The following is a 20,874-nucleotide window of genomic DNA, read 5'->3' as shown; positions in this document are numbered from 1 at the left end:
GAGACGGTTCCACGGCTTACACATGCGCCACCTCCATGCCATGAGCACCGCCCATCATCAGGCCGATCTCATCGACCGTCAGACCGGTGGTTTTTCGCGGCGCACTCAGGCGGCCTTCGTTCAGCGCCGCAAAGCTGTCGGAGATCTCCATCAACTCGTCCAGATCCTGCGAAATGCAGATCACCGCTGTCCCCTTTGCCGCCAAATCCAGAATGGCCTGCCGGATGGAGGCTGCGGCGGCGGCATCCACGCCCCATGTGGGCTGGTTCACCACCAGCACATCGGGGTTTTGCAACACCTCACGCCCAATTACGAATTTCTGCAGGTTCCCACCCGACAAAGACCGCGCCGCGTTCTCGGGGCCAGGCGTGCGGACGTCAAAGGCGCTGATGATTTTCTCGGCAAAGCTTTTGGTCTCGGCCCATTTCAGGAAGCCATTATTTTCCAACCCTTCGCGGACGGATCCTGTCAGCAAGGCGTTTTCCGTCAGGCTCATATCAGGCGCTGCGGCGTGGCCCAGCCGCTCCTCGGGCGCGGTCAGCACACCGAGCTTGCGCCGCGCGGTGGGGCCCAGCTTGCCAATCGGCTGGCCGTTGAACTTGATCGCATCGGCGGCAGTCGGGATTTCGCCCGACAGCACCCCCAGCAATTCATCCTGCCCGTTGCCTGCGACGCCGCCGATGCCCAGAACCTCGCCCTTGCGGACGGTCATGTGAACATTGCGCAGCGCGGTACCGAATTCCGACGGAGACGGTACCGACAGCCCGCTGACATCCAGAGCAACTTCGCCAAAATCCCGCCCTGACCGTTCCGGTGTTTGTAGGGTCGAACCCACCATCATCTCGGCCATGTCCCGCGCCGAGGTCTCAGAGGGAACACACTCGCCCACGTTCTTGCCCAGACGCAGGATTGTCGCGTGGTCGCACAGCGTGCGGATCTCTTCCAGCTTATGCGAGATATACAGGATCGAGGTACCTTCGGCGCGTAATTTGTTCAGTGTTTCAAACAAGATATCGACCTCTTGTGGGGTCAAAACCGATGTTGGCTCGTCCATGATCAGCAGTTTGGGGTCCTGCAGCAGGCAACGGATGATCTCGACCCGCTGGCGTTCGCCTGCGGACAGGTCGCCCACCGTGCGATACGGGTCCAGCGGCAGGCCATAGGTTTCGGACACTTCGCGGATACGTGCGGCCAGATCGCCCATGGGCGGCGGGTTCTCCATTCCCAATGCGATATTCTCGGCCACGTTCAACGCGTCAAACAACGAGAAATGCTGGAACACCATCGCGATCCCATCGGCGCGGGCCGCGCGCGGTTCGGGCGGGGCGAACGGCTGGCCGCGCAGCAGCATCGTGCCGCTATCGGGTTTCACCAGCCCATAGATCATTTTTACCAGTGTGGACTTGCCTGCGCCGTTTTCGCCCAGCAGGGCGTGTACTTCGCCTTCGCCGATGTCGAAGGACACCTGATCATTGGCCACGACGCCAGGATAAGCCTTGGTCAGCCCTTGCAGACTTAATAGTGGAGTGGTCACGCGCTCAGGTCCTTCTTCAACTCGGATTGTCGGGCAGGGCGCAGAAGCTGCGCGGCGACGCCGACGGCGATCATCTGCGGGTGTTTGCCCAAGGCGGGGTCGCCGATTGGGCAAGTGATCCGACTGATCCGTTCGGGGGAATGCCCGAGGGCCGCCAGCCGCGACCGGAATCGCGCCCATTTCGTAGCGGAGCCAATCAAGCCAGCAACCCCAAAACCACGCGTCAACAGTCGATTGCACAGCTCAAGGTCCAGATTGTGCGAATATGTCAGCACAAGATGTTCAGCGTCCTGCGGGGCGTGGCGGACAAGCTCGGCAGGTTTGGCTGCTGGAACTGGTGTGACGCTCGCAGGAATATTGTCGGGAAATCGCTCAGGCCCCGTATCGACCCATGTGATCGCCAGATCGGGCAGTGGGGCCAAAACGTCGACCAGCGCCCGCCCGACATGACCCGCACCCCAAATCCAGAAGTTGCGGGTTGGTTGATGAACCGGCTCGACCATCCAGCCGTCCAGCAGTTGTGGCTCGGGCGCAATGCCCTGACCGCGCGCCTCGGCCAGCAGCCGTTTGACCGACAACGGCATGTCGCCGCCGGTCGGAGATCGCGCGATGACGGTATCGTCCAGCGCATTTACCGCTTTGTGATCATAGACTTCACTGAGCAGCGAAACCGCGCCGCCACAGCATTGACCCATGTCAGGACCCAGCGCGTGATGGGTCAGCCGCGCCGGCGCGGCCTGCGACCTTGCCGCCTGCGCAGCCTGATATTCCAACGTGCCGCCACCGATTGTGCCGCTTTGTCCGCCATCCCAGACCAGCATGGCGGCACCGACCTCACGCGGGGACGAGCCCTTGATCACGGTGATGACCACGCGGACCACGCGTCCGTGGGTATTGACCGCCTCCCTCAAAGCCTCAAGATCAAATCCCATTAGATGCCCCCTTTCATCCGCTGGACGCCGTGCCAGACCTCTTCGGCAGTGGCGGGCGCATCCAAAGCGGGGTAAGCGTCACCGCAGGCTGCCACCGCATTCGACAGGGCCAGCCAAGCCGAGATACCCAGCATGAAGGGCGGCTCTCCCACCGCTTTCGAGCGATAGATCGTGTCCTCGCGGTTCTCGCCATCCCAGAGCGCGACATTGAAGATATCGGGCCGGTCTGAGCAGGCTGGGATTTTGTAGGTCGAGGGCGCATGCGTGCGCAGGTTACCATTTCCGTCCCAGACCAGTTCCTCGGTCGTCAGCCAGCCCGCGCCCTGGACATAGCCACCTTCTACCTGCCCGATATCCAGCGCCGGGTTCAGAGAGGCCCCCGCATCATGCAGTATATCGGTACGCAGAATACGGTTTTCGCCGGTCAGCGTGTCCACCGCGACTTCAGTGACGGACGCGCCATAGGCGAAGTAGAAGAACGGCCGCCCCCGGCCTGCGATCCGGTCCCACTCGATCTTGGGCGTTTTATAGAAGCCAGTCGCCGACAGGCTTATGCGGCCCTGATAGGCCAGAGCAGCGGCTTCGGCGAAGGTATAGCGTTCCTTGCTCACACTCACGTGGCCGTCCGCGAAGGATACGGTTGTGGGATCAGCCTGGTGCCGTTCGGCCAGATAATCGGCCATGCGGTCACGGATCTTGTCGCAGGCGGCCTTTACAGCCATCCCGTTTAGATCGCTGCCCGAGGACGCAGCTGTGGCTGACGTGTTCGGCACTTTGGCCGTGTCAGTGGCGGTGATCTTGACCATCTCAAGGGGAATACCGAACCGCGACGCGGCCACCTGCGCGACTTTCTGGAACAGGCCCTGTCCCATCTCGGTGCCGCCATGGTTCAGGTGAACCGAGCCGTCCTGATACACATGCACCAGCGCTCCCGCCTGATTGAGGTGGGTCAGCGTGAAGGAAATCCCGAATTTGACCGGCGAGAAGGCGATACCCTTCTTTATCACGCCGTTCTTCGCGTTCCACTCGGCGATGGTGGCCTTACGGGCGGCATAGTCGCTGGATGTCAGAAGTGCTTCGGTCATGCCGTGCAGTTCGAAATCGCTGACCTCCATACCGTAAGGTGTGGTGTTGCCGTCGGCGGGTAGGGGGCGAACGGGGGCATTCCCGGTTTCCACAGCACCTCGGCTGGTCAGGTCTTCGTGTGGGTCGGGGTGGCCCAGCAGTTTCGCGTGCAGCGGTTGATCGGCCACCTTATGCGCAGGCTCATAATAGTTACGGCGACGCAGTTCGACCGGGTCCAGCCCAAGCACGTGCGCGGCGTGATCCATCACGCGTTCGATCCCGACCATGCCCTGAGGGCCGCCGAACCCGCGATAGGCTGTGGCGGATTGGGTGTTGGTTTTCAGTCGATGGCTTTCAATCCGGGCATTCGGCAGCAGATAGGCATTGTCGGAATGCAGCATCGCGCGGTCAGCGACGGGCAGCGACAGGTCCTGCGCCCAGCCACAGATGACGTAATGGTGGAAGGAGACACCCTGAACATGGCCGTTCTCATCAAACCCAGCCTTGTAGGCAATGCGGAAGGCGTGGCGCTTGCCGGTGATGATCATGTCATCATCGCGGTCATAACGCATCTTGCAGGCCTTGCCGGTGGCGCGGGCGGCGATGGCGCAGGCGACGGCCAGAGCGTTGCCCTGACTTTCCTTGCCGCCGAACCCTCCGCCCATGCGGCGAGTTTCAACCCGTACGGCGTGCATGGGCACACCCAAGGCATCGGCTACTTTATGCTGAATCTCGGTCGGGTGTTGGGTCGAGCTGTGGACCAGCATGTCCGCGCCTTCATTCGGCAAGGCCAGAGCGGCCTGGCCTTCCAAATAGAAATGTTCCTGCCCGCCGAGTTCAAAGGAACCTTCGATCACGTGGGGGGCCGACGCGATCGCCACGTCCGCATCGCCCTTGGCATAGATGCGGGGGCCGTCCTCGAACCGGCTGTCAGCGGCCAGAGCCTGTTCGATGGTCAGGATCGGGGTGTCTTCGGCATAGTCAATCTTGCCCAGCCGTGCAGCCTTGCGAGCGGCCAGATGGCTGGTCGCCACCACCAGAAACACGGGCTGGCCGATATAATGAACCGTGCCGTCCGACAGCAGCGGCTCATCATGGATCGAGGGCGAGACATCATTGGCAAAAGGCAGATCATCCGCCGTCATCACTTGCACCACACCCTTGGCGGCTTTTACTGCCGACAGGTCCATCGTGGTGATCGTGCCTTTGGCAATCGGGCTGAGGCCAAAGGCCAGATGCAGCGTGCCCTTGGGCGTTGGGATGTCATCCACATAGCGCGCGGCACCTGCGACATGCAGTGGGGCTGCGTCATGGGGGAGGGGTTTAGTCACGCTCATGCCGTCACCTTGAGTACGTCGGTCACTTCGCCCTGATCTTCAAGGAAATACCGCTCCAGCATCGCTTTGGCGGTTTCCAGACGATAGGTGGCCGAGGCGCGCATATCCGTGAGTGGTTGGTAATCGTCAGCAAAGGCGGGCAGCGCGGCCTGAATGGTCGCAGCGGTCCAGGGTTTGCCGATAAATGCGGCTTCGACATGGGTGGCCCGCTTCGGAGTGCCCGCCATGCCGCCAAACGCGATCCGCGCCTGGGTGACGGTGTCGTCTGTGACGGTGATGTTGAAACAGCCGCAGACGGCTGAAATGTCCTGATCGAACCGTTTGCTGAGTTTGTAGGTTTTCAGCCGGTCCGGTTGGCGGGGGAAGCTGACGGCTTCGACGAATTCTCCGGGCGCGCGGTCTTGTTTGCCGTAGTCGATGAAGAAATCTTCCAACGGGATCTGACGGCGAGTGTCGCCTTTGCGCAGATGCAGGGTTGCACCCAATGCGATCAGGGCGGGCGGGTTGTCTCCGATCGGTGAGCCATTGGCGATATTGCCGCCCACGGTTGCGGCGTGGCGGACCTGAACGCTGGCATAGCGCCGGATCATCTCGGTGTAAGAGGGATGGAGGTCTGTCAACGTGTCGCACATGCGGTTCATGTCGACCATGGCGCCTATGTGGACTTCGTCATTGGTGATGGCGATGTTTTTCAGGTCGTCGCAGCGGCTCAGGAAGATGACCGGATCCAGGTCGCGCAGTTGTTTTGTGACCCAGAGGCCCACATCGGTTGCGCCCGCGATGAGCGTGGCGTAGGGATTTTGTGCATAGATCGCGGCCAGTTCGTCGGATGAGGTGGGGAGCAAGGGGGGCTCCGCCCCCCGGCCTGCGGCCTCCCCCCGAGGTATTTTTGAACAAGAGAAGGATTGGTCGTCTTTAACCCATGCTGGGACTGGCTGGGATTCGGCGGCTTGGGCCGCGCGGATGATGGGGGCGTAGCCAGTGCAACGGCAGAGATTACCCGCAAGCTGGGTGTCGTGGTCGGTGACGCCATTGGTGTGGCCCGCGACCATCGACATGACAAAGCCGGGGGTGCAAAAGCCACATTGTGAACCGTGTAGGTCGATCATGGCCTGTTGCACGGGGTGAGCCTGCTGGTCGGGGCCGTTTGCGCCCTCGATGGTGCGGATGGCTTTGCCGTGTAGTTGTGGCAGGAATAGGATGCAGGCATTCAGTGCTTTGCTGGAACCTTCATCCGTGACCATGACGGTGCAGGCCCCGCAGTCACCTTCGTTGCAGCCTTCCTTAGTGCCGGTCAGGCCGCGATCCTCGCGCAGCCAGTCCAGCAGAGTTGCCGTCGGATTGACGTCCGCCAGCTCCACTGTCTCTCCGTTCAGAAGAAACGTGATGTTCATTCGAGAAACCCGTCGCCTTACCCGGTTGCGCCCTTCGGTGCCCTCCTTCGATGCGACGTAGAAAAAGGGGCGGGCAGAGTGCTTGCCGTCAGATGTTAGAAACAGCGCGCCTTATCTGGCAAGAAAAACTGATTATGTGATGCACCATTGGACCTGAACGATCTGCGATTTTCGCCGTTGTCTAGACATCAGTTGCCTGTAAATAAAGCGCTTTTTGCAGATCGGGTCCAATTGCGGCCGAAGCACCTTCTGAAAAATCCGAATAATAGGTGTTGATTTTTTAGGCATCTCAAAGCGGCGGTTCCTGCTTTTGCCGCGTCGCTGGCTGGGATAGCGTAGCGGGTATGAGCAGTATTCCTCGATTCATTCACCTACGTGTTCACACCGAATATTCTCTACTGGAAGGCGCTGTGCGGCTGAAGAAGCTGCCCGCTTTGTGCGAGAATATGGAGATGCCCGCTGTTGCGGTGACGGACACCAATTCTATGTTCTCGGCTTTGGAGTTTTCCGTGACTGCCAGCGGCGCTGGGGTGCAGCCGATCATGGGGTGTCAGGTTGATCTGACCTATGTGCAGCCGCAGCCAGGCGAGAAGCCCAAAGCTCCTGCGCCGCTGGTGCTGCTGGCGCAGTCCGAGGCGGGGTATGAGAACCTGATGAAGCTGAGTTCCTGCCTCTATGTGGACAAGGGCGGACAGTTGCCGCAGGTCACGTTGGACGAATTGGCCGAGCGCTCGGACGGGTTGATCTGTCTGACCGGCGGGCCGGATGGGCCCGTGGGGATGCTGTTGCAGCAAGGCCAGCGTCCGTCGGCGGAGGCTCTGGTGGATCGCCTGGCTGGGATGTTCCCGGACCGCCTGTATATCGAATTGCAGCGCCATCCGGGCGAAGGGGGCCAGCCCGAGGCAGAGCGTCTAACCGAACGTGGGCATGTCGAGATGGCCTATGCCAAGAATCTGCCTCTGGTCGCCACCAATGATGTCTATTTCCCGACCACCGACATGTATGAGGCGCATGATGCGCTGATCTGTATCGCCGAGGGCGCGTATGTCGACCAACAGGACGGTCGCCGCCGCCTGACCGCGCAGCATTATTTCAAGTCGCAGCAGGAAATGGTGACGCTGTTTGCCGACTTGCCTGAAGCGATTGAGAATACCGTCGAGATCGCGCGCCGGTGCGCTTTCATGGCGTATCGCCGAGATCCGATCCTGCCGAAATTTGCCGATGATGAGGTCGCCGAGCTGCGGCGTATCGCCAATGAGGGCTTGCAGAAACGTCTGACGGTGATCCCGCATGCGGTGACGCCCGAGGAATACCAGGAACGGCTGGATTTCGAACTCGGCATCATCGAGGGCATGGGCTTTCCCGGCTATTTCCTGATCGTTGCCGACTTTATCCAATGGGCCAAGGATCACGACATTCCGGTGGGGCCGGGGCGGGGGTCTGGTGCGGGCTCGCTCGTGGCCTATGCGCTGACGATCACCGACCTTGACCCGCTGCGCTATTCGCTGCTGTTTGAGCGGTTCCTGAACCCCGAGCGGGTCTCGATGCCGGACTTTGATATCGACTTCTGCATGGATCGTCGGGAAGAGGTGATCCGTTACGTTCAGCAGAAATACGGGCGCGACAAGGTGGGGCAGATCATCACCTTTGGTGCTCTGTTGTCGAAGGCCGCCGTGCGCGATATTGGGCGGGTGTTGCAGATGCCCTATGGGCAGGTGGACCGCCTGTCCAAGATGATCCCGGTGGAGGGGGTCAAGCCTGTCTCCATCGAAAAGGCCCTGAAAGACGAACCCCGCCTTCGCGAAGAGGCACGCAGCGAAGAGGTTGTGGACCGGCTTCTGACCTATGGCCAGCAGGTTGAGGGGCTGTTGCGGAATGCCTCGACCCACGCGGCGGGGGTGGTGATCGGTGATCGACCTCTGGATGCGCTGGTGCCGATCTATCAGGACCCTAGGTCCGATATGCCCGCGACCCAGTTCAACATGAAATGGGTGGAACAGGCCGGGCTGGTCAAGTTCGACTTTCTAGGTCTGAAGACTTTGACTGTGATCCAGAACGCGATGGATTTGATCTTCAAATCCGGGCGCGAACTTCATATCGCACCCGATGGCACCGAGTTGTATGAACCCGCCGAAGGCGCGGTGAATGAGATCAACGCCATCCCGCTGGATGATGAGGCGACGTACAAGCTTTATTCGGCGGCCAAAACGGTTGCGGTGTTTCAGGTGGAATCCTCGGGCATGATGGATGCGCTCAAGCGGATGAAGCCGGACTGTATCGAGGATATTATTGCCCTTGTGGCGCTATACCGTCCGGGTCCGATGGAGAACATTCCCAAGTTCTGCGAGGTTAAGAACGGGCTCAGTAAGCGGGACAAGCTGCACCCGTCCATCGACCACATCCTGGACGAGACGCAGGGCATCATCGTCTATCAGGAACAGGTGATGCAGATCGCGCAGGAAATGGCCGGTTACAGCCTTGGCGGCGCAGACCTGTTGCGCCGCGCGATGGGTAAGAAGATTCAGGAGGCGATGGATGCTGAGCGGCCCAAGTTCCTCAAAGGGGCTGCCGAAAATGATGTCGATGAGACCAAAGCGACCGAGGTCTGGAACCTGTTGGACAAGTTTGCCAACTACGGCTTCAACAAATCCCACGCTGCGGCTTATGCGGTGGTCAGCTACCAGACCGGCTGGCTGAAGGCGAACCACCCGGTAGAGTTCATGGCGGGTGTCATGAATTGCGATATCCACCTGACCGACAAATTAGCCGTTTACTTCGAAGAGGTCCGCAAAGGGCTTGAGTTGCCCTATGTGCCCCCTTGCGTGAACCGATCTCAAGCTACCTTCGATGTGGTGAACGGAGAGCTTGTCTATGCGCTGGGCGCCTTGAAAAACGTGGGCGTTGAGGCGATGAACCTGGTGGTCGATGGTCGCGCGGAAAAGCCCTTTGTGAACCTGTTCGATTTAGCCCGCCGGGTTGATCTGAAGAAGGTCGGTAAACGCCCGCTGGAGATGATGGCGCGGGCGGGTGCGTTTGATCAGTTGGATAAGAACCGCCGCCGCGTGTTCGAAAGCCTTGATCCGCTTGTGCAGTATTCGGCGGCTATCCACGAACAAAAGAACTCGAACCAGGTGTCGCTCTTTGGTGAGGCGGGGGATGATCTGCCTGAACCGCGCCTGTCGCCCACGCCCGATTGGTTGCCCGCCGAACGGCTGAGCGAGGAATTCAAGGCCATCGGGTTCTACCTCTCGGGCCATCCGCTGGACGACTATATGCCCGCGCTGAAACGTAAACAGGTGATGACGCTGGATGAGGTGACGGAAAAGGCGCGCTCGGGTCCGTTCATCGCCAAGATGGCCGGCGTTGTTGCCGGTCGGCAGGAACGGAAATCGGCGCGCGGCAACCGGTTTGCCTTTGCGCAGCTTTCAGACCCCAGCGGCGCGTATGAGGTCACGCTGTTTTCGGAAACGCTGGAGAAATCGCGCGAGTATCTGGAAACCGGCGCGCAGGTGGTTCTGACCGCCGAGGCAACGATGGAGGCCGACCAGTTGAAGCTGCTGGGCCGCTCGGTCGGTCCGGTAGATACAGTCGTGGCCGAAGCGGGTGCTACCGGCCTGCGCATCTTTGTGGATGAGGAACAAGCCTTGCCTACAGTCGCCAAAGTTCTGGAAGATGCTGCAGGTGCTGCCAAGAACGCCGCACGCGGGCCGATTCAATTGCTGCTGATGGCCCCCGGATTGCCGGGCGAGGTCGAGATGGACCTGGGCCAGAGTTTCCCGATCAACCCGCAGATCAAGGGTGCTATCAAATCGCTGGAAGGCGTGATGTCGGTCGAGGAGTTTTGAGCCCAACCCGATGTTGCCACACAGTTGTGTTGAACGCGCTGGGCTTCATGCGAATAGAAAGCTTTATACGACCATATCCTCTCTTGGACACGGATGGGCCGCGATCTCGGGGGTGACAATGCTGGCACCAGTTGCTGCCTAACCGCTGACAAAATTACTACGCCGGCGTAGCAGGTCTTGCGGTGAAACGAGCGCTAAGGTTTCAGCCCTTAATAATGCGGTGGGCGTTCGTCGCCGAACACAACCCCGCCGGAACCTTCCTGCGCCCGCTCAGCCTCGCGCTGCAACAGCATCTCGACGCGCCGGGTCAGGCGGTCGATCTCGCTCTGTTGGGTTGTAACGACTGTGTTCAACTCTTCGACCGTGCGGGTCAGGTGGGCGATCTGCTCTTCCAGATGCTGCATGGGGGTCTCCTTTGAGCGTGGTCATAGCGGCACGGGCGGGTCATGACCAGCGAAAGCGCGCCTTGCCCCGATGCGGGCCATGGGATAGACCGCGCGCGGAACATGAACCGCAAGGACGCCCCACATGGCCAAGCCCAAGAAACAGCCCCGCCCCAAGGCCGTCACGCCGAAAGGGTTCCGCGACTATTTCGGCCAGGAAGTCTCGCAGCGCACCGAGATGCTGCGGGCGATTGCGGATGTCTATCATCGCTACGGGTTTGATGCGCTGGAAAGCAGCGCTGTGGAAACCGTCGAGGCGCTGGGCAAGTTCCTGCCCGACGTGGATCGCCCGAATGAGGGCGTATTTGCGTGGCAGGAGTTTGACGAAGACGGCAACGGTGACTGGATGGCCCTGCGCTATGACCTGACCGCGCCGCTGGCCCGTGTTTATGCGCAGCACCGCAACGACCTGCCGACGCCCTATCGCCGCTATGCGATGGGTCCGGTCTGGCGCAATGAAAAGCCCGGGCCGGGGCGGTATCGTCAGTTTTATCAATGCGATGCGGATACGGTGGGCACGGCCTCGATGGCCGCCGACGCCGAGATTTGCGCGATGCTGTCGGATACGTTGGAAACCGTCGGTATCCCGCGCGGCGACTATCTGGTGCGGGTGAATAACCGCAAGGTCCTGAACGGAGTGCTTGAGGCGATGGGGCTGGGCGAAGACGTAGCCGCCCGCGACAATGTTCTGCGCACCATCGACAAGTTCGACAAAGTAGGTGAAGCCGGTGTGCGCGAGCTGCTGACCAAGGGCCGACTGGATGCCTCGGGCGCGTTTATCGACGGTGTGGGGCTGAGCGACGATCAGGCCGAGCCGGTAATTGCCTTCCTGACCTCGAAGGCTGCGGATACCGCAGGAACACTGGCCAACCTGCGTGCTGCCGTGGGCGACAGCAAGATCGGCGCGGACGGGATTGCCGAATTGGAACATATCGGCGCTCTGCTCGATGCGGGCGGCTATGGCTCGGACCGGATCGAGATTGACCCGTCGGTCGTACGGGGCCTCGGGTACTATACCGGACCGGTTTATGAGGCCGAGTTGACCTTTGAGATTTTCGACGAGAAAGGCCGTAAGCGGCAGTTCGGTTCGGTCTCGGGCGGTGGGCGTTATGACGACCTGGTCAAGCGGTTCACAGGGCAGGAAGTGCCTGCGACCGGCGTGTCTATCGGTGTCGACCGGCTGCTGGCCGCCCTGCGCGAAAAGGGCCGGATCGCGGCGCAAGCCACAGGCCCCGTGGTTGTGACCGTGATGGATCGCGACCGTATGGCCGACTATCAGGCGATGGTGGCCGAGCTGCGTAATGCAGGTATCCGGGCCGAGGTCTATCTGGGTAACCCCAAGAACTTTGGCAATCAGCTGAAATACGCAGACAAGCGGAACTCTCCCATCGCAGTGATCGAGGGGGGCGATGAAAAAGTAAATGGGATCGTGCAGATCAAAGACCTGATCCTTGGGGCCAAGATCGCCGAAAGCGCCACGCTTGAGGAATGGAAAGAACGCCCCAGCCAGTTCGAAGTGCCGCGTGGCGATCTGGTCGCCAAGGTGCGTGAAATTCTGGACAGTCAGGACTGACCCATGCCGAACCGTTCCCAGATAAAAGCCCGCGCTGCCATGATGCGCGTGAGGTTCGAGGCCGCAGGCGCACAGGTCGTGGACCCTCCGCTGCTGCAACCGGCCGACACGCTGCTGGACCTTTATGGCGAGGATATTCGCGCGCGCGCCTACGTGACCTCGGACGCGCTGCGGGGCGAGCAGATGCTGCGCCCGGATTTCACCCTGCCCGTGGTGCAGATGCATATGTCCGACGGGGCCGAGCCCGCGCGCTATACCTATTCCGGCGAGGTCTTCCGTCGGCAAGAACATGACCCGGATCGCTCGAATGAATACATTCAGGTCGGATACGAAGTATTCGACCGCAATGATCCCGCAGGCGCGGATGCAGAAGTCTTCTCGCTGCTCGCGTTGCAATTGCGAGGGCTGCCTTTGCGCGCGGCGACCGGGGATATCGGCATCCTGACTGCCGCTGTCGAGGGCCTTAAGACCACAGACCGGCGCAAGGCGGCGCTGATGCGGCACTTGTGGCGGCCTCGTCGATTCCGGGTGCTGCTGGACCGCTTTGCCGGTCGCAAACCGGGACCTGAAGGGCGCGACAGCCTGTTGGATGCAGAAAATCCGCTGGATACGGACATCCCGATGATCAGCAAGCGCCGTGCCTCCGAGATCGAAGCGCGGATCGCTGCCTTGCGCGAAGATCGCGACACACCGCCTATCTCCGACAACGAACTGGTTGGGCTGGAAACCCTGCTGAACGTGCGTGAGACCATGCCCTTTGCGTTGGAACAGCTGCGCGACGTGGCGGTGGATCTGCCGCAGATCACTCCGGCGCTGGACCGGCTTGAGGCGCGGATTGCCTCGCTACAGGCGCGTGGCGTGGATGTGGAACGTCTGGACTTCGAGGCCGCCTATGGCCGCACCTCGATGGAATATTATGACGGGTTTGTCTTTGGCTTCTACGCTGAGGGTCGCCCCGATCTACCCCCCATCGCCACTGGCGGGCGCTATGACGCGCTGACGCGGCAGTTGGGGAACGGGGCCGAAATTCCGGCGGTGGGCGGTGTCATCCGCCCCGACCTGATGCTGGAGATCGAGGAGGACGCGCAATGAGCCTGAAACTGGGCGTGCCCTCGAAGGGCCGTTTGATGGACAAGACCTTTGGTTGGTTCGAAAAGCGCGGCATCACCCTGTCGCGTAGCGGATCGGATCGGGAATATGCTGGCAAGGTCGAGGGCATCGACGGGGTCTCTCTGATCCTGCTGTCTGCCGGGGAAATCCCGCGCGAACTGGCCGCCGGGCGCATTCATCTGGGCGTCACCGGCATTGATCTGGTGCATGAGAAACTGCCCCGCTGGGAACAACAGGTCGAGGAGATCTCGCAGCTTGGGTTTGGCAAGGCCGACCTGATCATCGCGACACCTGCTTGCTGGGTTGATGTAGACACGCTGGATGATCTGGACGCGGCTGCAGCAGCGTTTCGCAAGACCCACGGGCATCGGCTACGGATTGCCACCAAATACCACCGGTTGGTGCGCGAGTTCCTGACCGATGCGGGAGTTGCCGATTACACTCTGGTCGATAGCCAGGGCGCGACCGAGGGCACGGTGATGAATGAGACCGCCGAGGCGATTGCCGATATCACGTCTACCGGCGAGACGCTGCGGGCGAACCACCTCAAAATCCTGACCGACGGGCTGATCCTGCAATCGCAGGCGACCCTGTGGCGTAGTCGGGTGGCGAAATGTGACCCCGAGACAAAGGCCACACTGAACGCATTGCTGGATCGCCTGCGTTAAAGCACGCCGATCTCGGCAAGCGCGCGATTCAGATCGTCGGGCAAGGCATCGTCCTGTTCTCGCCCTTCCGGCAGGTCGGCAGGGGTGTCCTCGGTTTTGAGATAGCGCCAGCCTTGGAATGGGCGTTTGAGCGCGGTCTGGGTGCGATGGACCTGCGGGTCCAGAACGATGGCGCAGCGGCGAATGCCGTCTTCGCCGCGCACCTCATCCAGACGCAGGATGCGCTGACGGCATTGGATTACGCCCTTGATCACCCAATAGATTGATCCGCCATTCAAAATCTCAGCCTCGCGCTTGGGCCACATGCGGGTGACATGGCGCGGGCAGCCGTCCGCGTAAAGCGGTCTGCGACTGTCCTGCCACGCCATCAGCGTATCAACGCTTTCCGATCCGACGGACAGTTTGATGAGGTTTACGTACTTATCCACAGCTTTCCCACAGAGTCGTCCCAAGGCCCACCTTTATATTGTAGCTCGCAATGCGACGTCATCAAGGTGTTGTGGTTTGGATGTGAATTGCGGTAATCTGGATACCTCTTTCAAAACAGGGAATCACCAATGAGCCGCTTTGCCGCCCCCATCGCCGAGCAGATCTGGGACATGAAATACCGCTTTAAAGAAGCGGATGGCACGCCCATCGACCAGACGGTCGAGGACAGCTGGCGGCGCATCGCCCGTGATCTGGCGCGGGTCGAGGATGACGCGGCCCATTGGGAAGATAAGTTCTATGAGGCGTTGGAAGACTTCAAATATCTGCCCGCTGGTCGCATCACTGCGGGTGCAGGTACGGCGCGTCAGGTGACCCTGTTCAACTGTTTCGTCATGGGCACCGTGCCCGACAGCATGGGCGGTATCTTCGACATGCTGAAAGAAGCCGCGCTGACCATGCAGCAGGGTGGCGGGATCGGGTATGATTTCTCGACCATCCGTCCACGTGGGGCCGATGTGAAAGGCGTGGCTGCGGATGCTTCTGGCCCGCTTTCCTTCATGGATGTGTGGGACGCGATGTGCCGCACGATCATGTCTGCGGGCTCGCGCCGTGGGGCGATGATGGCGACCATGCGCTGCGATCACCCTGATATCGAACAGTTCATCACCGCGAAATCTGACCCGGCCCGCCTGCGCATGTTCAACATGTCGGTCCTGGTGACGGATCCGTTCATGGAGGCCGTCAAGGCCGATGGTCCGTGGGAGTTGCAGTTCGACGGCAAGGTCTATCATACCGTTCAGGCGCGTGATCTGTGGAACAAGATCATGCAGGCCACCTATGATTACGCCGAGCCTGGAGTAATCTTCATTGACCGCATCAATGAGGCCAACAACCTCAGCTATGTGGAAACCATCGCCGCGACCAACCCCTGCGGCGAGCAACCCTTGCCACCCTATGGTGCGTGCCTTTTGGGCTCGATCAACTTGGCGCGGTTGGTGACAGATCCGTTCGAGGACGCGGCGCGCCTGGATGAGGCCGCTTTGCAAGAATTGGTCGCGACCGCTGTGCGCATGATGGACAACGTAGTAGACGCGTCGAAATTCCCGCTGGCGGAGCAGGAAGCCGAAGCACAAGACAAGCGCCGGATTGGGCTGGGCGTGACCGGGTTGGCCGATGCGCTTTTGATGTTGGGTTTGCGCTATGGGTCCGACGAAGCGGCGCGTCAAACCGAACGCTGGTTGCACGCGATCGCCCGCGCCGCCTATCTGGCCTCGGTCGATTTGGCGAAGGAGAAGGGCGCTTTCCCATTGTTTGACGCCGAGAAATACTTGGCCAGCGGCAACATGCAGCAAATGGATGATGACGTGCGTGACGCGATCCGCGAACATGGTATCCGCAACGCCCTGCTGACCTCGATCGCGCCGACTGGGACGATTTCGCTCTATGCAGGGAACGTGTCGTCGGGGATCGAGCCGGTCTTTGCCTACGCCTACACGCGCAAAGTGCTGCAGAAGGATGGCTCGCGCACCGAGGAAGAAGTCGTGGACTATGCCGTGCAGATGTGGCGCGACAAGTTCGGCGATGTTGCCTTGCCAGACTATTTCGTGAACGCGCAGACGCTTTCCCCGTCTGATCACGTCAAGATGCAGGCCGCCGCGCAGAAATGGATCGACAGTTCGATTTCCAAGACGATCAACTGTCCCGAAGATATCAGCTTTGACGCCTTCAAGGACGTTTACATGCAGGCCTGGGATCAGGGCTGCAAAGGCTGCACGACCTATCGCCCGAATGACGTGACCGGCTCGGTCCTGACAGTGTCCGAAAGCGCCGACAAAGCCCCCGGCGAAAGCGCGGATGCCCCGCATCAGGTGGATGGCGGTGAGGTTGTCTATATGTCCGAACCGCTGGACCGTCCGCAATCGCTGGAGGGGTCGACCTACAAGTTGAAATGGCCCGACAGTGAACACGCGATTTATCTGACCATCAACGATATCGTCATTGGTGGCCGCCGTCGTCCGTTCGAGGTGTTCATCAATTCAAAGAACATGGAGCACTACGCCTGGACGCTGGCGCTGACCCGCATGATTTCTGCCGTATTTCGACGGGGCGGGGATGTGTCCTTTGTCGTTGAAGAACTAAAGGCCGTGTTCGATCCGCGTGGCGGGGCCTGGGTGCAGGGGAAATACATCCCATCGATCCTGGCCGCGATTGGCGGCGTGATCGAGCAGCATATGGTCAATATCGGCTTTCTTGAAGGCGAAGGAATGGGTCTGAAATCCGACCCGCAGGCGCAGGTGGTCAATATGGACGCACCCCGCGGCAAAGCCTGCCCATCCTGTGGTCAGTTCGATATGGCGATGATCGAGGGCTGCATGACCTGCCGAAGCTGCGGTCATTCTAAGTGCGGCTGACGCAGATCGCAGACAATTGCTGTGGCGCTGGCGGGATCGTTTCCCGCCAGAAGCCAGAAGCTGAATCTCTTTAGCAACATTTTTATGAACGATATGTTAACGTCTCTTTTCTGCCAGAATTTGCCCTGATAAGAACGCCTGCGTAAGCAGTGATACGTTGAAAGGTGCGGGCGGGTATAATGAGAGCCGGGCAAAACGGTCGTATAGCCATTTTATGGAAACAGACGGAACTGGATGGGCTTGAGGCGGCGCCTCTGTCTTTTTTGAATGTTGGGGCTGCGTGGTCCTGGCGCGGGCATGCCGCATTTGTGGACGGTTCTTTGCCGCACGGCCGAGAGGTACCGCTGAATGTTCTGCATCATTTCATCTCGGAAGACGAATTGGGCAACGGTGCGCAGGGTGTTGTTATCCTGACCAACGGGGCACAGCAATTCTCGGCCCTGTTATATGTTTCGGCGACGCAGGCTGAACCTCTTTTGGTATTCGAAGAAGGATGTCCTGCACGCGAACAGGACTTTTGGGTCGATGAGTTTGTCGAAATCCGTCAGGCTGGCGGCGAATCGGCCGGCCACGCGAATACGGTGGTCTCGTTCCCGACTCGTCCACGCATGGACCCTAATCTTCACGCAGTGCCGCGCCTGCCTGCGGCGAATGCGGGACCGTTGGTGGATTGATCCGTTTCAACGGACCGGATTTTTTCAGGACCTGTTGACTCTGACGGAACTGCAGATATAAGCGCGGCTTCATTGGTGTTGGTGGCCCCCGCAAGGGGATGCCTGTCATGGGGGAAACCCCAAGAGGACAACGCCCTTCATAGTAGGCGCCTACTCTTGTAGCAGTGCAGCGCCTTCGAACATAAAGAAGGAGATCAGCCGTGACGAAACGCACGTCTGCCAAGTACAAAATCGACCGCCGGATGGGCGAAAACATCTGGGGTCGTCCGAAATCCCCGATCAACCGTCGTGAATACGGCCCAGGCCAGCACGGTCAACGCCGCAAGGGCAAACTGTCGGATTTCGGTCTGCAACTGCGCGCCAAGCAGAAGCTGAAAGGCTACTATGGCGACCTGACCGAGAAGCAGTTCCGCCGCATCTACGCCGAAGCCGAGCGTGTCAAAGGCGACACCGGTGAAAACCTGATCGGTCTGCTGGAGCGTCGTCTGGACGCTGTTGTTTACCGCGCCAAGTTCGTGCCAACCGTGTTTGCTGCACGTCAGTTCGTGAACCACGGCCACGTCAAAGTGAACGGAAAGCGAGTGAACATCCCCAGCTACCGCGTCAAAGAAGGCGACGTGATCGAAGTACGCGACAAGTCCAAGCAACTGGCCGTTGTACTGGAAGCAGTTGCGCTGGCCGAGCGTGATGTGCCTGACTATATCGACGCCGACCACTCGAAAATGACCGCAACCTTCGTGCGCGCACCGGGCCTGAGCGATGTGCCTTACCCGGTCATGATGGAGCCGAACCTGGTCGTCGAATTCTACGCGAAGAACTAATCTTCGCCGATCTGGAAAGTTTCGAAAACCGCGCCATCCGGCGCGGTTTTTTCGTTTACACAGTTCTGTTGCCATCGCGCTGAAATTCCAACATTTTGGCCCGTGACCAAGCGCATATAAGACAACACAGAGAATTTGAGACCGCTATGACAGCACGTTTTCAGAAAATCCTGACCGCAGCAGGGCTGGCCGTTCTACTTGTCGGTTGCTCCGACGCCACCAGACCGCTGACATCAAGTGGGCTGCGGTCCGAGGACCCGCTTTTGACCAGCATCCTGCAAAGTTTTCAACATGGATGTATCGAGACCGCCCCGACATTCGAAGAATCGCGGGTTCGTGCCGGGTTCAATGCCAATGAGCCGAGACTTGAGCGGGGGATGGAATTCCTTGGGGGCAGTACCAGAGATCGGTCCTGTGAGGTTATCGTGCGTGGATATGGCACGACCCGGCCGGTGCCGACGGTTGGCGATATCAACCGGTTGGCGCGTGCCTTCGCGTCGAACACACGGTTGGCCTATACCCCTGCGATCCCGGGTGAATCGACGCGGGCTTGGGTTTCGTCCGGAAATCGCAATTTCTTCGTGACCGGTTTTGTGACCGGAGACGGGGATTTGCAGCTGATTGTTGGTGAGTGATCCAGTCAGATCGGCAGCGGTCGCCCCTCGGCGATCGCTTCCATAGCGAAATAGGACGTGACGCTGTCCAGTTCGACCTTTTCGATCAGGCGTTGGTACACCTTGTCATAGGATGCCATGTCCTGCGTCACGACCTTGAGCTGATAGTCATAATCGCCCCCGATCCGGTGAAAATCCACAACCTCGGGGATGGTCAGTACATGGCGGCGAAACGCCTGCAGCCACTCGGCCGAGTGATGCCGGGTTCGTAGCATCACAAATACCACAAGGCTGAGGCCCAGTTTCTCGCGCGCGATCTTGGCGGTCGACCCGGTGACGACGCCGCTTTCGTTCAGCGCCTTCAGCCTACGCCAGCACGCATTCTGAGACAGGCCGACCCGATCCGCCAGTTCTCGCTGTGACAGGGTCGCGTCTTTTTGCAGTTCGCGCAGTATGCCTTGATCAATCTGATCTATTCTTTCGGTCATATCAGATCATATGACACAAAAAATGGAAAAACTACCCACAGAAATGTGAAGTTTATCCAAAAAATAACAATCATATTGTCAGGGTAAAACGGAGCCTGAGCCATGACCCTGAACCAATTCCGCGCGTCCATCCAATCCGCCGATTGCATAACCCCCTTTCGTGATGGGCTGATCGGAGAAGGCGTCATGATTCCGGGTCTGCGCGGGGACGTGCCGCTTGTGTATGCGGATTACGTTGCCTCGGGCCGCGCTTTGCGGCAGGTCGAGGATTTTGTGGCTGCGCATGTGTTGCCGTTTTATGCCAACAGCCACACCGAGGCTTCGTATTGCGGCGCGTATATGACGCGCCTGCGCGGAGAGGCCCGCGCAGAGATTGCCCGCATCGTTGGCGCCCAGGAAGAGGATTCGGTGATCTTCACCGGCTCTGGCGCCACTGCGGGTCTCAACCGGCTGGTCAGCCTGATGGGTGTTAACGAGGCGGACCGGCCGGTTGTTTTGTTGGGGCCGTATGAGCATCACTCGAACATTTTGCCGTGGCGCGAAAGCAAGGCGCGGGTGATCGAAATCCCCGAAGCATCGGACGGGGGTGTCGATCTGCAAGTGCTCGAACGTATATTGGTCGATCATTCTGCGTCCGATCTTATCATCGGGTCGTTTTCAGCGGCCTCGAACGTGACCGGCATCATCACCGACCCCGATCCGGTGACACGCTTGCTGAAAGCGCATGGTGCGCTGGCAGTTTGGGATTATGCCGGGGGTGGGCCTTACCTGCCGATGGATATAGGGGAAGGCGATACACGTAAGGACGCAATAGTTGTCTCTCCGCATAAATTTCCAGGCGGTCCGGGGGCTTCGGGCGTGTTGGTTGTCAACACGGAGGCCGTGCGTCGGACCTGTCCCAGTTGGCCCGGTGGCGGGACAGTCAGCTTTGTGTCGCCATGGCGGCATGACTACAGCGCTAACCTGTCCGCGCGCGAAGAAGCCGGAACACCCAACGTTATCGGCGATATCCGCGCGGCGCTGGCTTTTATCGTCAAGGATGTAGTTGGCGTAAAAGAGATCACCAAACGCGAGGTACAGTATAACCAAATGGCGTTGCAGGGATGGGGTAACAACCCGAACCTCACGTTGCTGGGCGTGGACAATCCACATCGCCTGCCGATCTTCTCTTTCCTCGTGCGCGACAATGCGGGGAATCTGGTGCATCAGCAACTGTTCACCCGTATGCTCAGCGATATCTACGGCATTCAGGCGCGGGGCGGCTGTGCCTGTGCTGGGCCCTATGCGCATCGCCTGTTGGGCATCGACAGGGACACGTCCGAGGCGTTGCACGCCGCGCTGTCTGCCGGAGAAGAGATGAAGAAGCCCGGTTGGGTGCGGTTGAACTTCTCATATTTGATGAGCGAACAGACGGTGCAGTTCGTGATCGACAGCGTCAATGACTTGTCGCGCCGCACCGCTGAATTCGCACCATTCTACACGGCCGACCCGGCGACCGCCCGCTTCAAAGCGGCGTGACGGAATTGCCGCTTTTCT

Annotated in this window: 16 protein-coding genes; 9 read left to right on the top strand and 7 right to left on the bottom strand. The window is 59.9% G+C overall.

The window, feature by feature from the left end; all coding sequences use genetic code 11:
• Positions 1-16 precede the first annotated feature (16 nt).
• From ACR0C5_RS07535 to xdhA, 4 genes are read right to left on the bottom strand one after another with little or no spacing between them, the layout of a single operon-like run.
• Positions 17-1,534 (bottom strand): ABC transporter ATP-binding protein, encoded by a 1,518-nt coding sequence (locus tag ACR0C5_RS07535; RefSeq protein WP_170768971.1) that lies wholly within the window; start codon positions 1,532-1,534, stop codon positions 17-19.
• On the bottom strand, positions 1,531-2,466 hold the full coding sequence (gene xdhC / locus ACR0C5_RS07530) for a xanthine dehydrogenase accessory protein XdhC (RefSeq protein WP_480875678.1): 936 nt from the start codon (positions 2,464-2,466) through the stop codon (positions 1,531-1,533). Before xdhC ends, ACR0C5_RS07535 begins: the two co-directional genes overlap by 4 nt.
• Positions 2,466-4,868: a xanthine dehydrogenase molybdopterin binding subunit gene (gene xdhB / locus ACR0C5_RS07525; protein ID WP_480875676.1), complete on the bottom strand. Its 2,403-nt coding sequence runs from the start codon at positions 4,866-4,868 to the stop codon at positions 2,466-2,468. Before xdhB ends, xdhC begins: the two co-directional genes overlap by 1 nt.
• Positions 4,865-6,262, bottom strand: coding sequence for a xanthine dehydrogenase small subunit (gene xdhA / locus ACR0C5_RS07520; RefSeq protein WP_480875673.1), 1,398 nt, complete (start codon positions 6,260-6,262; stop codon positions 4,865-4,867). The genes xdhB and xdhA overlap by 4 nt, the downstream gene beginning before the upstream one ends.
• 344 nt (positions 6,263-6,606) lie before the next feature.
• Here xdhA and dnaE point away from each other — a divergent pair, with 344 nt between their 5' ends.
• Positions 6,607-10,107 carry a DNA polymerase III subunit alpha gene (gene dnaE / locus ACR0C5_RS07515; protein WP_480875671.1) on the top strand — a complete coding sequence of 1,167 codons (3,501 nt, stop codon included), beginning with the start codon at positions 6,607-6,609 and terminating at the stop codon, positions 10,105-10,107.
• 209 nt (positions 10,108-10,316) lie between these two features.
• On the opposite strand, the gene ACR0C5_RS07510 is transcribed toward dnaE, so the two are convergent.
• Positions 10,317-10,511, bottom strand: coding sequence for a SlyX family protein (locus ACR0C5_RS07510; protein ID WP_170352274.1), 195 nt, complete (start codon positions 10,509-10,511; stop codon positions 10,317-10,319).
• A 124-nt stretch (positions 10,512-10,635) separates the two neighbouring features.
• On the opposite strand from ACR0C5_RS07510, the gene hisS reads away from it, so the two are divergent.
• Genes hisS through hisG form a run of 3 tightly spaced genes read left to right on the top strand, consistent with a single transcriptional unit; the run spans position 10,636 to position 13,901 of the window.
• On the top strand, positions 10,636-12,123 hold the full coding sequence (gene hisS / locus ACR0C5_RS07505) for a histidine--tRNA ligase (RefSeq protein WP_480875668.1): 1,488 nt from the start codon (positions 10,636-10,638) through the stop codon (positions 12,121-12,123).
• 3 nt (positions 12,124-12,126) lie between these two features.
• Positions 12,127-13,215 carry an ATP phosphoribosyltransferase regulatory subunit gene (locus tag ACR0C5_RS07500; protein ID WP_480503320.1) on the top strand — a complete coding sequence of 363 codons (1,089 nt, stop codon included), beginning with the start codon at positions 12,127-12,129 and terminating at the stop codon, positions 13,213-13,215.
• Complete coding sequence (gene hisG, locus ACR0C5_RS07495) at positions 13,212-13,901, top strand: ATP phosphoribosyltransferase (RefSeq protein WP_170753491.1); 690 nt, start codon at positions 13,212-13,214, stop codon at positions 13,899-13,901. The genes ACR0C5_RS07500 and hisG overlap by 4 nt, the downstream gene beginning before the upstream one ends.
• Here the strand turns inward: hisG and ACR0C5_RS07490 are convergent.
• Entirely contained in the window at positions 13,898-14,329 is a 432-nt protein-coding gene (locus ACR0C5_RS07490; RefSeq protein ID WP_480503317.1) for a DUF1489 family protein, read from the bottom strand. The two genes, hisG and ACR0C5_RS07490, sit on opposite strands and share 4 nt — an antisense overlap.
• A gap of 129 nt (positions 14,330-14,458) precedes the next feature.
• Between ACR0C5_RS07490 and ACR0C5_RS07485 the strand changes: the two genes are divergently transcribed.
• From ACR0C5_RS07485 to ACR0C5_RS07470, 4 genes are all read left to right on the top strand, one after another.
• A complete protein-coding gene (locus ACR0C5_RS07485; protein ID WP_480857125.1) occupies positions 14,459-16,741 on the top strand; it encodes an adenosylcobalamin-dependent ribonucleoside-diphosphate reductase in 2,283 nt (760 codons plus the stop codon).
• Between the two features lie 179 nt (positions 16,742-16,920).
• Positions 16,921-17,415 carry a hypothetical protein gene (locus ACR0C5_RS07480; RefSeq protein ID WP_480875663.1) on the top strand — a complete coding sequence of 165 codons (495 nt, stop codon included), beginning with the start codon at positions 16,921-16,923 and terminating at the stop codon, positions 17,413-17,415.
• Positions 17,416-17,615: 200 nt separating this feature from the next.
• Positions 17,616-18,236, top strand: a complete 621-nt coding sequence (rpsD, locus tag ACR0C5_RS07475; RefSeq protein WP_170325974.1) for a 30S ribosomal protein S4 — start codon at positions 17,616-17,618, stop codon at positions 18,234-18,236.
• Between the two features lie 146 nt (positions 18,237-18,382).
• Complete coding sequence (locus ACR0C5_RS07470) at positions 18,383-18,871, top strand: hypothetical protein (protein WP_480875660.1); 489 nt, start codon at positions 18,383-18,385, stop codon at positions 18,869-18,871.
• 5 nt (positions 18,872-18,876) lie between these two features.
• Here ACR0C5_RS07470 and ACR0C5_RS07465 read toward each other — a convergent pair whose 3' ends face one another.
• A complete protein-coding gene (locus tag ACR0C5_RS07465) occupies positions 18,877-19,338 on the bottom strand; it encodes an Lrp/AsnC family transcriptional regulator (protein ID WP_170788153.1) in 462 nt (153 codons plus the stop codon).
• 102 nt (positions 19,339-19,440) lie between these two features.
• Between ACR0C5_RS07465 and ACR0C5_RS07460 the strand changes: the two genes are divergently transcribed.
• Complete coding sequence (locus ACR0C5_RS07460; protein WP_480875656.1) at positions 19,441-20,856, top strand: aminotransferase class V-fold PLP-dependent enzyme; 1,416 nt, start codon at positions 19,441-19,443, stop codon at positions 20,854-20,856.
• Positions 20,857-20,874 lie beyond the last annotated feature (18 nt).

Source organism: Ruegeria sp. N8 (assembly GCF_056531325.1).
This window is presented reverse-complemented; position numbering and strand designations above follow the sequence as displayed.

What these genes read in the sequence shown, in the direction of transcription:
- xdhC (WP_480875678.1), bottom strand. Translation starts at nt 2,466, where the DNA reads ATGGGATTTGATCTTGAGGCTTTGAGGGAGGCGGTCAATACCCACGGA.
- xdhB (WP_480875676.1), bottom strand. Translation starts at nt 4,868, where the DNA reads ATGAGCGTGACTAAACCCCTCCCCCATGACGCAGCCCCACTGCATGTC.
- xdhA (WP_480875673.1), bottom strand. Translation starts at nt 6,262, where the DNA reads ATGAACATCACGTTTCTTCTGAACGGAGAGACAGTGGAGCTGGCGGAC.
- dnaE (WP_480875671.1), top strand. Translation starts at nt 6,607, where the DNA reads ATGAGCAGTATTCCTCGATTCATTCACCTACGTGTTCACACCGAATAT.
- ACR0C5_RS07510 (WP_170352274.1), bottom strand. Translation starts at nt 10,511, where the DNA reads ATGCAGCATCTGGAAGAGCAGATCGCCCACCTGACCCGCACGGTCGAA.
- hisS (WP_480875668.1), top strand. Translation starts at nt 10,636, where the DNA reads ATGGCCAAGCCCAAGAAACAGCCCCGCCCCAAGGCCGTCACGCCGAAA.
- ACR0C5_RS07500 (WP_480503320.1), top strand. Translation starts at nt 12,127, where the DNA reads ATGCCGAACCGTTCCCAGATAAAAGCCCGCGCTGCCATGATGCGCGTG.
- hisG (WP_170753491.1), top strand. Translation starts at nt 13,212, where the DNA reads ATGAGCCTGAAACTGGGCGTGCCCTCGAAGGGCCGTTTGATGGACAAG.
- ACR0C5_RS07485 (WP_480857125.1), top strand. Translation starts at nt 14,459, where the DNA reads ATGAGCCGCTTTGCCGCCCCCATCGCCGAGCAGATCTGGGACATGAAA.
- ACR0C5_RS07480 (WP_480875663.1), top strand. Translation starts at nt 16,921, where the DNA reads ATGAGAGCCGGGCAAAACGGTCGTATAGCCATTTTATGGAAACAGACG.
- ACR0C5_RS07470 (WP_480875660.1), top strand. Translation starts at nt 18,383, where the DNA reads ATGACAGCACGTTTTCAGAAAATCCTGACCGCAGCAGGGCTGGCCGTT.
- ACR0C5_RS07465 (WP_170788153.1), bottom strand. Translation starts at nt 19,338, where the DNA reads ATGACCGAAAGAATAGATCAGATTGATCAAGGCATACTGCGCGAACTG.
- ACR0C5_RS07460 (WP_480875656.1), top strand. Translation starts at nt 19,441, where the DNA reads ATGACCCTGAACCAATTCCGCGCGTCCATCCAATCCGCCGATTGCATA.